The organism is Dactylosporangium sp. NPDC005555, assembly GCF_040605635.1.
GTDB lineage: Bacteria > Actinomycetota > Actinomycetes > Mycobacteriales > Micromonosporaceae > Dactylosporangium.
The window spans coordinates 142,361-156,580 of the sequence record NZ_JBEXDG010000005.1 but is presented as its reverse complement, the minus strand read 5'-3'; the positions used below and the strand labels follow the sequence as shown (position 1 = coordinate 156,580).

At 72.9% G+C, this 14,220-nt stretch carries 13 protein-coding genes; 4 read left to right on the top strand and 9 right to left on the bottom strand.

Features of this window, described 5'->3' with window-relative positions:
- Window positions 1-6: 6 nt before the first annotated feature.
- Window positions 7-1,566 (bottom strand): polysaccharide deacetylase family protein, encoded by a 1,560-nt coding sequence (locus ABZS58_RS08075; RefSeq protein ID WP_354778878.1) that lies wholly within the window; start codon window positions 1,564-1,566, stop codon window positions 7-9.
- Between the two features lie 62 nt (window positions 1,567-1,628).
- Between ABZS58_RS08075 and ABZS58_RS08070 the strand changes: the two genes are divergently transcribed.
- The gene (locus ABZS58_RS08070) at window positions 1,629-2,867 is read left to right on the top strand and encodes an MFS transporter (protein WP_354778876.1); all 1,239 of its coding nucleotides are present in this window, start codon (window positions 1,629-1,631) and stop codon (window positions 2,865-2,867) included.
- Window positions 2,868-2,953: 86 nt separating this feature from the next.
- Here the strand turns inward: ABZS58_RS08070 and ABZS58_RS08065 are convergent, their stop codons facing one another.
- The 3 genes from ABZS58_RS08065 to ABZS58_RS08055 form a co-directional block, all read right to left on the bottom strand.
- Window positions 2,954-3,454: a hemerythrin domain-containing protein gene (locus tag ABZS58_RS08065; RefSeq protein WP_354778874.1), complete on the bottom strand. Its 501-nt coding sequence runs from the start codon at window positions 3,452-3,454 to the stop codon at window positions 2,954-2,956.
- 72 nt (window positions 3,455-3,526) lie between these two features.
- Window positions 3,527-4,342, bottom strand: a complete 816-nt coding sequence (gene lexA / locus ABZS58_RS08060) for a transcriptional repressor LexA (RefSeq protein ID WP_354778872.1) — start codon at window positions 4,340-4,342, stop codon at window positions 3,527-3,529.
- A 120-nt stretch (window positions 4,343-4,462) separates the two neighbouring features.
- Complete coding sequence (locus ABZS58_RS08055; RefSeq protein WP_354778870.1) at window positions 4,463-5,221, bottom strand: thioesterase family protein; 759 nt, start codon at window positions 5,219-5,221, stop codon at window positions 4,463-4,465.
- Window positions 5,222-5,261: 40 nt separating this feature from the next.
- Between ABZS58_RS08055 and ABZS58_RS08050 the strand changes: the two genes are divergently transcribed.
- Window positions 5,262-5,810: an NUDIX domain-containing protein gene (locus tag ABZS58_RS08050; RefSeq protein ID WP_354778868.1), complete on the top strand. Its 549-nt coding sequence runs from the start codon at window positions 5,262-5,264 to the stop codon at window positions 5,808-5,810.
- Here ABZS58_RS08050 and ABZS58_RS08045 read toward each other — a convergent pair.
- Genes ABZS58_RS08045 through ABZS58_RS08035 form a run of 3 tightly spaced genes read right to left on the bottom strand, consistent with a single transcriptional unit; the run spans window position 5,779 to window position 9,115 of the window.
- Window positions 5,779-7,926 carry an FtsX-like permease family protein gene (locus tag ABZS58_RS08045; RefSeq protein WP_354778866.1) on the bottom strand — a complete coding sequence of 716 codons (2,148 nt, stop codon included), beginning with the start codon at window positions 7,924-7,926 and terminating at the stop codon, window positions 5,779-5,781. The genes ABZS58_RS08050 and ABZS58_RS08045 overlap by 32 nt on opposite strands.
- A complete protein-coding gene (locus ABZS58_RS08040) occupies window positions 7,923-8,594 on the bottom strand; it encodes an ABC transporter ATP-binding protein (protein ID WP_354778864.1) in 672 nt (223 codons plus the stop codon). Before ABZS58_RS08040 ends, ABZS58_RS08045 begins: the two co-directional genes overlap by 4 nt.
- Window positions 8,591-9,115: a PadR family transcriptional regulator gene (locus ABZS58_RS08035; protein ID WP_354778862.1), complete on the bottom strand. Its 525-nt coding sequence runs from the start codon at window positions 9,113-9,115 to the stop codon at window positions 8,591-8,593. Before ABZS58_RS08035 ends, ABZS58_RS08040 begins: the two co-directional genes overlap by 4 nt.
- A gap of 145 nt (window positions 9,116-9,260) precedes the next feature.
- On the opposite strand from ABZS58_RS08035, the gene ABZS58_RS08030 reads away from it, so the two are divergent.
- A complete protein-coding gene (locus ABZS58_RS08030) occupies window positions 9,261-10,019 on the top strand; it encodes a methyltransferase domain-containing protein (RefSeq protein ID WP_354778860.1) in 759 nt (252 codons plus the stop codon).
- A gap of 155 nt (window positions 10,020-10,174) precedes the next feature.
- Here ABZS58_RS08030 and ABZS58_RS08025 read toward each other — a convergent pair whose 3' ends face one another.
- Together ABZS58_RS08025 and ABZS58_RS08020 are read right to left on the bottom strand one after the other, a co-directional pair.
- Window positions 10,175-11,338, bottom strand: coding sequence for a rhomboid family intramembrane serine protease (locus ABZS58_RS08025; protein ID WP_354778858.1), 1,164 nt, complete (start codon window positions 11,336-11,338; stop codon window positions 10,175-10,177).
- 103 nt (window positions 11,339-11,441) lie between these two features.
- The gene (locus ABZS58_RS08020) at window positions 11,442-12,134 is read right to left on the bottom strand and encodes a hypothetical protein (protein ID WP_354778856.1); all 693 of its coding nucleotides are present in this window, start codon (window positions 12,132-12,134) and stop codon (window positions 11,442-11,444) included.
- 145 nt (window positions 12,135-12,279) lie between these two features.
- Between ABZS58_RS08020 and ABZS58_RS08015 the strand changes: the two genes are divergently transcribed.
- Window positions 12,280-14,133 (top strand): DUF4118 domain-containing protein, encoded by a 1,854-nt coding sequence (locus ABZS58_RS08015; protein ID WP_354778854.1) that lies wholly within the window; start codon window positions 12,280-12,282, stop codon window positions 14,131-14,133.
- Window positions 14,134-14,220: the final 87 nt, after the last annotated feature.

Genomic DNA, 14,220 nt, shown 5'->3' with positions numbered 1-14,220 from the left:
CAGGCCTCACAGCAGGGACGGCGCCGGGACGAAGGTGTAGCCCAGCTGCTGGATGCCCTCGACCAGTTGCGGGAGGTACTGCAGGCCGAGGAACGGGTGGTAGAAGAAGCCCGCCACGTTGTCGCGGACGACGAGCTGGCGGCGGGCGGAGGCGAGCAGGTCCTCGGCGAGCCGGACGCCGTGCTGGTTGAATCGCTGGGTGGCGACGTTGCCGAGGGTCTCGGGGATCACGGGGGTGCCGTAGGGGTCGTCGACCACGTACGGGAAGAACTGGCTCACCGACCGGTTGCCGGACGGCGTGCCGGACAGGACGCCGGAGAAGTACAGGACCTGTTCGAAGCGGGCGCGGATGCCGGGCGCCGTGGCGATCGCCCGGTAGTCGGTGGCGCTGGCCGTGTAGTGCGGGAACTCCCAGATGTCCGGCGGGGTCAGCCCGGCGGCGGTCCACTCCTGGCGGGCCGCGGCGAGCCGGCCGAGCGCCCACTGCGCCGAGTCGTCCGGGACCGCACCGTCCAGGGCGACCGTGCCGTCGGCGTCGACGTGCGCGCGGTAGAACTCGTAGTCCTCGGCGCTGACACCGTACGGGTTGCGGGCCCCGGCCATGCCGTGCGTGTAGCCGTGCATGAGCAGGGTGCCGCCGTGGTCGACCATGTACCTGAGGGCGTCGACCACGGCGGGTGCGGTGCTGAGCGTCTTGTGCACGGGCACGCCGCCCGAATAGATCCCGCCGGCGTCGTCGTACACCGGGAACACCGCGACGGAGAAGGGCACACCGCGACCGGAGAGGTAGTCGGCGATGGTGCGCAGCTGCGCGGGGTCGGAGTGCGGGCCGACGTCCTCGATCCGCACCAGCGCCCGGTGCCGGCCCGGCGCGTCCGGGTCGAGCAGGGTGAACATGAGGTCGGCGAGGATGAGGTACCGGTCGTCGAACGTCACGTACGTGAGCGGCACCTCGGTGATGTACGTCAGCGGGCCGGCCCGCACGGCATACGGCACAACGGATCCGTCGGGCAGCACGGCGTCGGCGAGCGTCGTCACGTCGGCGCCGGGCGTGGTGCCGACCCGGACCATCGCGCCCGCCGCGGCGTTGCGGGTGAGCTCGGTGCCCTGATACCGGACCGTGGTCACCGCGGCCTCGTCGATCGTCGCCGTCCGCAGCCCCGTCCCGCCGTACCTGCCGATGAGCTGCCAGATGTTGGCGCCCATCCACAGCACGTGCGCGCCGCCGGCGACGTCGGCGAGGAACGCGTCGGGCAGCGGCTCGTCGTACGTCGACCCGACGTAGATCGTCAGCTTGTGCCGCGCGGCGCTGCCGGCCGTGTACCACGACACCGGCAGCGCGTCCCATTTCCCGAAGTGGGAGGCGAGGTTGCCGGCCTGCACCGCGTACAGCTCGCCCAGGTCGCCGTACTGCCCGGTCGTGTCGTACAGGACGAGCACCCCAGTGCCCGGCCGGGGAGTCTCACCGGGGGTGGCCGGCGGGCCGCCGCCGCAGGCGGAGAGCACCACGATCGTCACGACCACCGCGGCACAGATCCGGCGGCGCACCGCGTCTCGCATGCCCATCGTCTCGACGGTACCGGCCGGGACAGCGCTACACTGCCGCTTCGGCCGTTGGGGGGACGGGCATGCTCGAGGCGCTGCGCGTGCGGGACTTCAGGCTGCTGTGGGTGGGCCGGTCCGTCAGCCTCCTCGGCAGCTGGCTGCTCACCGTCGCCGTCCCCGCGCACGTGCTGCAGCTGACCGGCTCGCTCATGGCCACCGGCCTGACCCTCGCCGCGGAGTATCTTCCGGTGCTGCTGCTCGGCCCGCTCGCCGGGGCGCTGAGCGACCGCTGGGACCGCCGCCGGGTCATGCTCGCCACCGACGTGTTCCGCGCCTGCGCCGTCGCCGGGATGCTCCTCGTCGACTCCCCCGGCACCGTGTGGCTCGTCTACGCCGCCCTCGCCGCGGAGAGCACCGGCTCGGCCCTGTTCCGCCCGGCCGCGCAGGCCTACGTGCCCGCGATCGTCGGCACCGGCACCACCCTCAGCAGCGCCAACGCGCTCACGGCCGGCACCGACGGCATCGTCCGCCTCATCGGTGCCCCGCTCGGCGCGGTCCTGCTGCTCACGTTCGGCTTCCCCACGCTCATCTGGATCGACGCCGCGACGTATCTCTGCTCGGCCCTCGCCATCTTCCTCACCGCCCACCGCCCGGTCCTGGCGTCGTCGCGCCGGCGGCTCCGCGAGGACCTGCTGGACGGGCTGCGGGTCGTCGGCGGCGCACGGCTGACCCGGTGGCTGCTGGTCGTCAGCACCACCTTCGCCCTCGCCAACGGCTCCCTCAGCGCCCTGCTCATCCCCCTCGGTGTCACGGAGCTCGGCGGCCCCCGCCAGGCCGGCCTGGTCGTCTCGGCCCTCGGCGCCGGTTTCCTGCTCGGGGCCCCACTGATCCGTCTGCTGGTCGACCGGATCCAGCCGCGGCAGCTGTACGCCGGAAGCCTGCTGTGCACGGCGGCGGGCTTCCTCGTGCTGTTCACCGCCAATTCCTTGCCGGTCGCCCTGCCCGCCGCCGCCGGGATCGGCGTCTTCGGCTCGCTCACGTGGGCCGTGCCGCAGACGACGATCCAGCGCCACCTGCCCAACGCCGTCCTGGGCCGCGTCACCGCCGTCTTCCTCAGCGGCGACGCCCTCGCCACCCTGACCGGCGCCGTCGCCGGCCCCGCGGTCGCCCAGGCCGCCGGGCTGACCGCCCTGGCACTGGCCGCGTGCACCGTCGCCGTCGCCGCCGCCGCGCTGGCCCTCGTCACGCTCCCGACCCTCGCCACCCTGCTGCCGGACCCCGCCACCCTGCTGCCGGACCCCGCCACCACAACGCCGGACTGACGTCCGCCGGCGGCACCACGGGCGCGGCGCCGTCCTGTGGTGTCAGGCCGGCCCCGCGCCCGGGTGGCGGTCGGGATGCCGGGTCGTCAGGCGGTCATCGCGTCGAGGGCCTTCTTCAGCGCCTTCGGCTGGGTCGGGGTGGTCGGCGCGTCGGGACGCAGCTGCTGCATGCGGGCGCCGATGTCCTGCAGCTGGTTGCGGCCGAGGCCCTCGCGGACCTTCGGGAACCACTCCTGCTCTTCCTCGTCGATGTGGTGGGTGACGCTCTCGATGAGGACGGTGACCTTGGCGTCGTAGTGCTCGTCGTCGGGGCTCATCGTGGCGAGCTCGAAGCAGAGCACGTCGGCGACGTGGTGCTCCTCGTAGGACTCGAGCACGTCGTCGTCCAGGTCGGGCAGGAGCTTGCGGACCTCGGGATACATGATCTCGTTCTCGAGATAGGTGTGGACGGTCAGCTCCCGCAGGATCTGGCCGACGATGTCCGCCTTGCGCCGCTTCGCGCCGTCACCCGTGGACTGGAACTCTTTGAAGAGCCGCTTGACGGTCTTGTGGTCCTCTTTGAGCACAACGATGGCGTCGGTCGACACGAGGTCCTCCAAACGTGGAAATCCCTGCTGGTACGACCGTATGGCTACCCTACATTGCACTGCTGCAAACAGTCAGAGGCGGCGCAGGACGCTGACGACACGGCCGAGGATGACGGCCTCGTCGCCGGGGATCACGTCATAGGCCTGGTTACGCGGGACCAGGTCGACGTGCCCGTCGTCGCGGCGGCGGTAGACCTTCACGGTCGCCTCACCGTCGATCATCGCGGCCACGATGTCACCGTTGTCCGCGACCGGCTGGCGGCGGACCACGACGAAGTCGCCGTCGCAGATGGCCGCCTCGATCATCGAGTCGCCCTTGACCCGCAGGGCGAAGAGGCTGCCGTGCCCGACGATCGACGACGGCAGGGTCAGCTCGTCCTCGGCCTGCTCCTCGGCGAGGATCGGCTGACCGGCGGCGATCGCACCGAGCACCGGCACGCTGACCCCGGCGTCCCGGTGAGCGCCCGGCGAACCACCGTCGGCACCGTCCCGCGCGCCCGGCCAGCCGCCGGACCGCCCGTCGGCCCATCCGCCCCGGCGACGGTCGCCCGGACCACCCGCCCGACCGTCGGACAGCCCGCCGGCGATGACGCCGAACCGACCGGCGCGGCCGTCGATGCGGGCGCCTCCCAGCGGGTCGGCGGCGGCGCGGCGGCCGTCGGTGCACGCGTCGGCGCGGGCGTCCAGCGCCCGCGGCCGCAGCGAGTCGCGGCGCAGATATCCGAGCCGCTCCAAGGACTTCAGGTGATGCGCCACCGACGACGTCGAGACGAGCCCGACGGCCGCCCCGATCTCGCGCACGGTGGGCGGATAGCCGTGCTCCTCGACCCAGCCGCGGATCACCGTCAGAACGCGCCGCTGCCGATCGCTGAGCTCACCGTCCGCCATGCCGATCACCATACGCCAAGATTCGATCATCTGTACGATTCTTCAGCCATCCGATGGTGCGGGTGCACCGCCGGAGGTCGCGGCCGGCGACGTTCCACATGTTCGTGGCGATCACGCCGATCACCTGCGTGGGGCGACGAAGAGGCTCTGCGCGGAGCGGCCGATCGGGCCGTGCTGGTCGTGCAGGGCGGTGTCGGCGAGCCCGATCCCGGCGGCGTCGATGGCGGTCGCCGAGCGCAGGCAGACCCACTCCCCGACCGGGTGCCGCAGCAGGTGCACGGTCAGGTCCGCGTTGACGAACAGGAAGCGGCTCAGCTCCAGCTCGTTGCTGATGCCGTTGCCCGAGTCCGCGGCGACCAGCACACGGGTGAGCGGGCTCGGCTCCTCGCCGTCCACAAGGGACTCCAGCATGCGCATCCACGCGGTGGCCGGGCCGCGCTCCAGGAACGAACCTTCGGAGAAGCGGAAGTCCATCGCCGTGTGGTAGCCGACGTCATGCGTGGTCGGGTAGAGGGGTTTGACGGTGGCGCCGTCGAGGTGGACGGTGACGGGCGGGGTGGCGGCCGGCACGAGGTCCTCGCCGACCCTGATGAGCAGCGCGGTGCAGCGCATGAACGGCTCGATCGCGGCCTCGACGAGCGTGACACCGCGCCCCTGCCGCACGATCCGGGTGGTGACCTCGAGGTCCGCGATCGGCACCGGCCGGGCGATCTCGTAGGTGAGCCGCGCGACCCGCATGCCGGGCGGCGCCACGGATTCGACCGCGCGGCCGAGCAGCGCGGCGGGCGGTCCGGCGTGCTGGGAGCCCGCGTCCCACGGCCCGCGGGTGTGTTCCGTGGACTCGAAGCGGCCGGCGCCGAGCGGAAGGTAGAACGCCATCGGGACATCGTAGGTCGACATCGGCCGATAGCCTTCGATCATGCCGGACCTGATCGCAGTCGGCCGGGCGGAGCCCGCACCAGTTGCGGTGCCGCTCGCCGCCCGGGGCAACCACCAGGACTGGCTGGTGTCGTGGCACCCGCCGGCCGACCGGCCGGTGGGTCGCGCGCACGGTGCGAGCGGGGTCTGTCTCGACGGCACCGACCTGGTCCTCGTCAGTCACGAGGGTGAGCACTTCGGCCTGCCGGGCGGGCGGCAGGAAGGTGACGAGACCGACCTGGAGACCCTCTGCCGCGAGATGCGTGAGGAGGCGTGTGTGCGGGTGACCGAGGCCCGGCTGCTCGGCCACACCCGGTCGGAGTGCGTCGCCGGCCGCGAGCTGGGCGTGGTCCTGGTGCGGTCGTTCTGGCGGGCGGAGGTGCTGCTGGATCCGTGGGAGCCGAGGTTCGAGGTGCCGCACCGCCGGGTCGTGCCGTCGGCCGCCGCCGGCGACGAGGTGTGGGACGTCGCCGACGGCTCCGCGCGGATCATCGCCCGGGTGCTGCGGGAGGCCGGGCTCACTCGCTGCGGGCGGTCTCCGGGCCGGTGATGCGCCGCAGCAGCGGAAACGTCGCGGCGATGATGCCCAGCGACAGCAGGAGCGCTCCGGCGACGACCGCGCTGTAGGTCGGTCCCGGCAGGTGCAGGGTGTAGCCCATCTGCGCGGTCAGGAACAGCTGCGCGCCCAGCAGCCCGGCGGCGATCGCGACGACGGCGGCGGCCAGCAGGGGCACGGCGCTCTCCAGGGCCACGACGCGGCGCAGGACCCCCAGCTGTACACCCGTGAGACGCAGCAGACTGAACGGCCGCTTGCGGTCGGTGAGCCCGGCGATGACGCTGACGGCGAGGCTGCATCCGGCGATCGGCAGGCTGGCGAAGATGACCACGGACGCGAGCTGCTCGAAGCCGGCGAGCTGCGAGGTCTGGTCTTCGGCGCGGTCCCGTTCGGTGGCCGGCAGGACCCGCAGGTCGGGGAACGCCCGCTGGAGCGTGGTGCGGACGCGTTCCAGGACCGCGGTGGATCCGTCGGTGCCGACGACGACCGAGATGACCGGTTGCGCGGCGGCCTGCGCCTCGGTGACGGGTGCCGCCGGCCAGATCACGCCGGAGCCGTGGGTCGTCCTGTACCCCATGAGGTCGCCCCAGGTGTAGGCGACGACGGCCCCGTCGGCACAGCGGCCGTATTCGGCAGGGAGGTCGGCGCAGCGCACGACACCCGAGTAGCCGGTGTCACGGACGGGGTTGTCCCGCACGACGGTGACGGAGCGGACCCCGGCGTCGGCGGTGAGGCCGGCGACGAGTGGGGCGGGGACGCTGTCGGGGTTCCGTTCGAACGTGGTGATCATCGTACCGGCGGCGAGGGTGTCGACGTGGCGGCCTCGTTCGGCGGCGATGGTCTGGATGATGCCGACGGCCGTGGTGGTGACGAAGAGGCCGAGGACGACGCCGCTGATCGCCCGGAACGCGGCCGTGGGGTTGTCCGCCATGCGGCGGGCGGCGATGAGGGTCGCGGGCCGCTGCGCCCGGCGGGCGAGCAGGCGGGCGCCGACCATGGTCAGCCACGGCCCGGCGGTGACCAGGCCGGCCATGATGAGGAGCAGTCCGGGCAGGAACACCGCGACCTGTGCGGTGGAGCTCGACGGCACGCGGCCGATGAAGAACACGAGTTCGGCGACGCCGACCAGCATCGGGATCAGGCGATACCAGCGCGGCGGTTTCGGCGTGACCCGGCGCACGACGCCGAGCGGGGAGATACGGACCCGGCGCAGCGCCACGCGGGCGGCGAGCGCCGCTCCGACCGGCACGCCGAGCGCGACCGCGACGATCACGAGCGGACCCAGGCGGACGTCCTCGGGCTGGAACGGCATGCCGGTGAACGGGATCCCGGCGAGCCGCACGCGGAACGCCGCGTAGAGCCCGAACCCGGCGGCGGTGCCGAGCAGCGCGGCGACGGTCGACTCGACGGCGGCCACGGCGGAGATCTGCCGCGGCGTGCCGCCGATGAGGCGCATCGCGGCGAAGCGCTGCTCGCGACGGGCCGCGGTGAGGCGGGTCGCGGTGCCGATGAAGATGAGGACGGGGAAGAGCAGCCCGCCGGCGACGACGCTCAGGATCAGGTCGAGGGCGGCCACGGGGATGCCCGACGCCTCGGTGGGGAACGCGGCGACGCGCTGCGCCCGGTACAGCTGCGAGACGAAGTCGGGCGTGCCGCCGACGACGATATTGAGGCTGCCGGGTGACGGCAGCGCGGCGTCGCCGATGATCCCTGCCCGGCGGCCGGGGAAGCGGTCGCCGAGCTCGGCGGGCGGGGCCGCGGCGATCAGCTCCGCGAGGGCGGGCGAGACGAAGTACTCCCCCGGTGCGGGCAGCCGCGGCAGGCCCGGCGGCACCGGCGCCTTCTCGTCGATGACGGCGGCGTCGTAGCGTTCGATGCTGCGCCCGTCGAAGTAGTCGTGGCGCTCGGCCCACCACAGTGGACCGTCGTCGGCGTGGACCTGCGCGCCGAGCGCGGCGAGCCGGGCGAACTGGCCGTCGACGGCGTTGACGCCGGCGAGGGTGCTCAGCAGCAGCCACGCGCCGAGTCCGATGGCACCGGCCATGACGGCGAGCCGGACCGCGGCCTCGCGGCCGCCGGCGAGGGTGAGCCGCAGCCCGAGGCGGATCATGACGTGCTCCGGGCGAGGGCGTGCACGCGGCCGTCGCGGACGACGACCTGCCGGTCCGCGTAGGCGGCGACGCGGGCCTCGTGGGTGACGACGACGACGGTGGTGCCCTGCTCGCGGGCGGAGTCGACCAGGAGGTCCATGACCTGCTCGCCGGTGAGCGAGTCGAGGGACCCGGTCGGCTCGTCGGCGAACAGGACCTGGGGCCTGGCGACGAGCGCGCGGGCGAGCGCGACCCGTTGCGCCTCACCGCCGGACAGCTCTCCGGAGCGGCGCTGCTCGAGCCCGTCGATGCCGAGCCTGGCGAACCAGGGCCGGGCCTGCGCGACCGCCTCCGCCCGGCGGGCACCGCCGAGCAGCAGCGGCAGGGCCACGTTGTCCTCGGCGGTCAGCTCCGGGACGAGCTGCCCGAACTGGAACACGAACCCGAACCTGTCGCGGCGCAGCGTGCTGCGGCGGGTCTCGTCGAGCCGGTCGACGCGCTGCCCGTCGAAGACGATCTCGCCCTCGTCGGGGACGAGGATGCCGGCGAGGCAGTGCAGGAGCGTCGACTTGCCGGAGCCGCTGGGCCCCATGATGGCGACGATCTCGCCCTGCTCGACGGTCAGGGTGGCGCCGCGCAGCGCCGGGGTCTGGCCGAAGGACAGTTTGACGTTGCTGGCCTCGATCATCGGCGGATCTCCTTCGTGAGTGCGTCGAGCCGCGCCACGGTCGTCTCGATCCAGTGCAGGTCGGCCTCGAGGTGGAACAGGCCGTGGTCGGCGAGCATCGCGTCGATGAGGTCGCCGGCCCGCTTGACCTCGGTGAGCTGCTGCATGCGCCGCAGGTGCGCGCTGCGCTGCAGGTCGAGGTAGTCCTCGGCGGAGCGGCCCAGCATCAGCGACAGCACGACCTTGGCGAACAGGACCGTCTGCAGGTGCGGCTCCGGCTCGACCGGCTCGGTGAGCCACGTGTCGACCTCGGTCGCGCCGGCGTCGGTGATGAGATACCGCTTCCGGTCGGGCCCCTCCCCCGGCTCGACGTCGCTGATGACGACCAGCTCGTCCCGGGCGAGGCGGCCGAGGGTCGCGTAGACCTGCCCGAAGGACAGCGGCTTGCCCCGGCCGAAGAAGGTGTCGTAGTCACGCTTGAGGTCATAACCGTGGCTCGGCTCCCGTTCGAGGAGCCCGAGCAACGTGAGGGGAACGCTCATGCCCGTCACCATACGCTGAGGGTATACGCCGCGTATATACCCTCAGCGTAGGTCGCTTCGATCGTGGCGTACCGTCACGAGCCGTATCCACTGCGTCACGGCGCCGTTGGCCCGGGTAGGCGGCACAACGGAACGGGGATCAGCTTTGGACACGAACTACGCGCAGGTGTTCCAGCACACCGGCGCGGTCGACAAGTACGAGCACGTCACCTACGCACCCGGCAGCTACGCCTCCCGGATCAACGAACGCCAGCGCGCCTACCTGCGCGCCCTGGTCCGCCGCGCGTTCCCCGGCCGGCGACCGGTCCAGCACGACTTCGCCTGCGGCACCGGCCGGGCGATCCGCAGCCTGCACGGCCTCGTCCGCGACGCCCACGGCTACGACACCTCCACCGACATGCTCACCAAGGCCGCCTCCGTGGGCACCCGCGCCCACCTGCACACCGTCCCCGCCGACGGCCCCACGCCATGGCCCGTCACCGCACCGGACGGACCGGCGCTGGTCACCATGTTCCGGCTCCTGCTCAACGTCGACGACACCGTCCGCGACCGGGCCCTCACCTTCGCCGCACGCGCCCTGCCCACTCCCGGCTCCGGGCTGCTCGTCATCGAGAACCACGGCAACGCCCGCTCACTGCGCCACCTCCGCGCCCGCCACCTCCGCGGCCAGCGCTGGTTCGCCGAGCTCTCCCACGACGACATCGACCGGCTCCTCGACCGGCACGGCTTCGAGATCGTCGAACGCCGCGGCTTCTCGATGCTCACCCAGGGCTGGTACGAACGCCGCGGCCTCGACCGCATCGCCCGCGGCGTCGACTCCGCGGCGAGCATCCTGCCCGGCACCGACCGCTACGCCGTCAACGTCGTCTACGTCGCCCGCCGACGCCTGAACCGCGCGGCGTAGGCAGCGGGCGCCGCACCGGTGCCACCACCGGCACGGCGCCCGCTGCCGTCCACCGCAGGGCGTTCCGGTCCGGCGGCTGAGGACGCGGCGAGCGGCCCCGGCCGCCGGCGTTCGAGCACGCGCGCCGCGGCCGGACCCACCGGGCCGGCTGCCGGCTACCCGGCCGGATCGCGCGGTACGCCACCGGCGCGGCTGAGCGCGGCCGTGATGCGCGGCTGGTCCGCCGGGCTGGTGAGCAGCACGAGGACCGCCCCGCCCGCCGGGACACCGCGGGCCGCCTGCTCGACGACGGCGTCGGACAGCCCCGCGTCGTGGATCCCGGCCACGGCCGCCGCCACGGCGGCGCCGACGGTCAGTCCGGTGATCGGCCACCCGGCGAATGTGCCGATCACGATGCCCCACGCGGCCCCGGCGAGCGCGCCGTCGAGGACGCCCAGGTCACGGGTCTGCAGTTCATGCATCCGGTAGGGACGGCCGGCCCCGGACCCGGCGTCGGACCAGGCGACCACGGCGTCGTCGAGACGGATCAGCTGCTGCTCCCGCAGATGCAGCACGAGGACGAGTGCGTCCTGAGCCTGCCGCGCCGTGCCGAAGGTGTAGAGCGCGGGCCGGTCGGTGCGTTGCGCGCCCGGCCGGCGCAGTCGCCCGGCGAGGGGACGGTGCCGCAGCTGCCAGCCCGCCAGCAGCCCGATCAGGGTCGACAGGAGATGCCCGAGGCTGGTGAAGGTCCTGGCGTCGGCGAACGGCAGCACCACGAGGACCAGCACCGCGGGCACCAGCACCCGCCGGGCCCGCACCGGCAGGCTGCAGGCCAGGGCGGCAGCGACGGCGTGCGCGCCGTAGCTGGTCCCGACATCGGCGGCCCGGGCCACCTCCCGGCCGAGCCAGCCGTGGCGCAGGCCGATCTGCAGCACCGCATAGACCAGACAGCTTGCGATCACGTGGGTCAGCAGGAACACCTCGACCAACCGGCGCCGCCCCCACACCAGTTCGGCCGCCCCGGTGAGCAGCAACAGCGTCACGACCTGCACCGGCTCGATCGGGCCACTCAGCACGAACGCACTGGTGAACAGCGTCCACACCTGATGCTGCTCCAGGTTGGCCACGTTGGTGGAGTTCGCCGCGACGATCTGCGTCCGGACCTGCGGCCCGGACAACCTGTCGATGCCGATGCTGATCCCGACCACGGCCGCCACGTACAGCGGCGCCAGCCGTAGCCCCCTCGCCGCCGCCAGCAGCACCCGCGCCTTCGCCGACGGCCCTGCGCCCGCGGCAAGATCGGCGGCGAGGTCGGCGCCAGGCAGATATCGGGCCGACACGAGGCCGGGCTGGTTCGTATGCCGCCACGTCCGGTGGATCACGACCCTGCGCCGATACCCGGTCGTCAGGCCGTCAACCCTGTGCCCGGCCGGTCGCCCACCGCTACGGATCTGGTGCGAGTGGCCTGCCCGTCGCCAGGATGCCGGCGTACCGCCGGTCCAGGATCAGCGCCAGCAGGGCACCGGTCAATGTGGCGACGAGATGCTCGCGGGAAGACAGTCCACCCACGGCGACGACCTCAGCGCCGTGGTACGCCACGAGCGCCGCCGCGAGCCACCCGATGCGCAGGCGGACCGCGGTGTACGCCAGCAGCGCCACCACCGCGGCCGATGGGCCGGCGTCGGCGAGGTGGGCGTCCTGCGACCCGAGCCCGACCGGCGGCCCGGCGGCGACCCACAGCGCCGCGGACAGCGTGGCGGCGCTGTGCCCGGCGACCGCGACGGCGACGGTCCGCGCCGTGCCCAGCACCGCCTGGGTCAGGGAGAACACGAGCAGCACCTGGAATACCGCGAACCAGAACGGCAGCAGCGCGGCCGGCGCGAACAGCGACAGGGGCAACCGCGGCAGGACGGCCAGCAGCGGATCGTCGGGATGCGTGATGGCATACCGGCGGATGACCGGATGCCCGGGTTCGGTCCGGGCGGCGACAGCCAGGACCGTCACCAGCACCGCGGCGGCCGGACCCAGCCACAACCGGCCGTACCGGCGCAGCCGGACCGCCTCGCACACGGGCCCGAACAGCGCCTGGCCCTGCGCGGTGAACCTCCGCAGGATCGGCTCGACGTCAGTCACCATCAACGCGACCTACCCGCCCGCCTGGCACGCAACCCTCCCTGCCGGCGGCGGCCGTTGCCGGCGAGGTCCCCCTGGGCACCATCCGGTCGTACGCACCGGTCCGGCCGTCACCAGTTGGCCGGACCGGGTCACGAGCCGGATTACCATGGTGTTTGTGCACGTCGGTTCGTGGTCCTGGCTGGTGCGACCGACACCCCCGCCCCGATGGTTGGGGATCTCGGTTGCCGCCCTGCTCATAGTGGTGGAGACCCTCCTGCTCTATCCGCTCCAGGAGGTGATGGCACCGCTCGACCCGGGCATGATCTACATCATCGGGGTGCTGGTGGCCTCGATGGTGTGGGGAATGTGGCTCGGGCTGGCCACCGCGGTCACGAGCACCGTGGCGTTCATCTACTTTCACGTCCAGCCCATCGGCAAATTCGCCATCACCGACATCCGGCAGGTCATCGGGTTGGCGCTCCTGCTCATCGTCGCGGTGGCCACCAGCGCGGTGGCTGACCTGTCCCGGCTGTGCACCGTCCAGGCCGAGGAGTCGGATCTCACCGCCGACATGGCCCGGCTGCTGCTGCACGCAGATGACATTCCCGCCGTGCTGCCCGCGGTCGCACAGCGCATCACGCAGGCCCTCGAGCTGCCCGGCACGGCGATCCACCTCGCCGCCGTCCCCGCTGATGATCGGCACTCGGCGTTTCCGCTGCGCGCCGGCACCGCCGAGGTCGGGACCATCATCGTGCCGGCCGACATTCCCCAGCGGACGGTGCGGCGGCTGCGGGAGCGGGTCGTGCCGTCACTGGCGTCGCTGCTGCACGCCGGCTGCGAACGTGCGGCAAGCCGGGAGCACCTGCGCCGGCTCGCCGCCGAACAGGCCGCGTTGGGGCGGGTGGCGACACTCGTGGCGTCCGGTGGCCGCCCACTCGAGGTCTTCGAAGCGATCACCATAGAGCTGCGCCGGCTGCTCGGTGAATACAGCACGTGGCTGTGCCGCTACGAGCCCGACGGCACGGCCAGCGTCGCCTCGACCAGCATCTCCGAGCTCAGTGCGGCCCAGGTGCGCTGGCCGATCGAGGGTGAGAACGTTCTGGTCAAGGTGCGGGACACGGGCCAGGCAGCCAGAGTCGACGGTTTCGAGGGTGCCGCCGGCCCCGTCGCCGCGTTCGCCCGCGAGCTGGGCATCCATTCCGTGGTCGGGGTGCCGATCGTGGTCGCGGGGAGGCTGTGGGGCGTGGCCGGTGTCGCGTGGACCCGGCCCGAGCCGCTGCCACCGGACACCGAGGCACGCGTCGCGGCCTTCACCGACCTCGCCGCCATCGCCATCGCCAACGCCAACAGCCAGGCTGAGCTTGCCGCGTCCCGGGCCCGCCTGGTCGCCGCCGCGGACCAGGCCCGCCAGCGCATCGAACGTAACCTGCACGACAGCGCACTGCAGCACTTCCTCGCCGTCGCCATGCAGCTCGGCATCACGCGGGCCGGCCTGCCGCCGGAGCTGGAGCAGACCAGGGCGGAACTGTCCCGCACCCTGTGCACCCTGAACGATGCCGTGGACAACCTGCGGGAGATCTCCCGGGGCATCCACCCGACGCTGCTCGCCGCGGGCGGCCTGCCACCCGCGCTCAAGGCGCTCGCCCGCAGATCCCCGGTGCCGGTCGAGCTCGACCTCCACACCTGCCGGCGCATGCCCACACGGGATGAGATAGCCGCGTATCACCTCGTGTCCGAAGCATTGGCCAACGCGGCCAGACACGCCCACGCCACGGTCGTGCAGGTGCAGGTCGCAACCCGGGACGACACCCTGCACGTCCTGATCCGCGACGACGGCGTCGGAGGCGCCGACCCGCGCCGCGGCACCGGACTCACCGGTCTGCAGGACCGCGTCGAGGCACTCGGAGGACACCTGACCATCGCCAGCCCCACCGGCGGCGGCACGCTGCTACGGGCAGCCATCCCCAACAGCACCTGGACCCTGACCTCCTCAGAAGGCGACCCCGAGGCGATCCGGTGACGCGGGTGGCGCCGCGCACCCGGCCCCGGCCGCGCGGGTCGCTCAGGCGGTGATCACGCTGCCCACGGTGGGACTGCCCACGGCCAC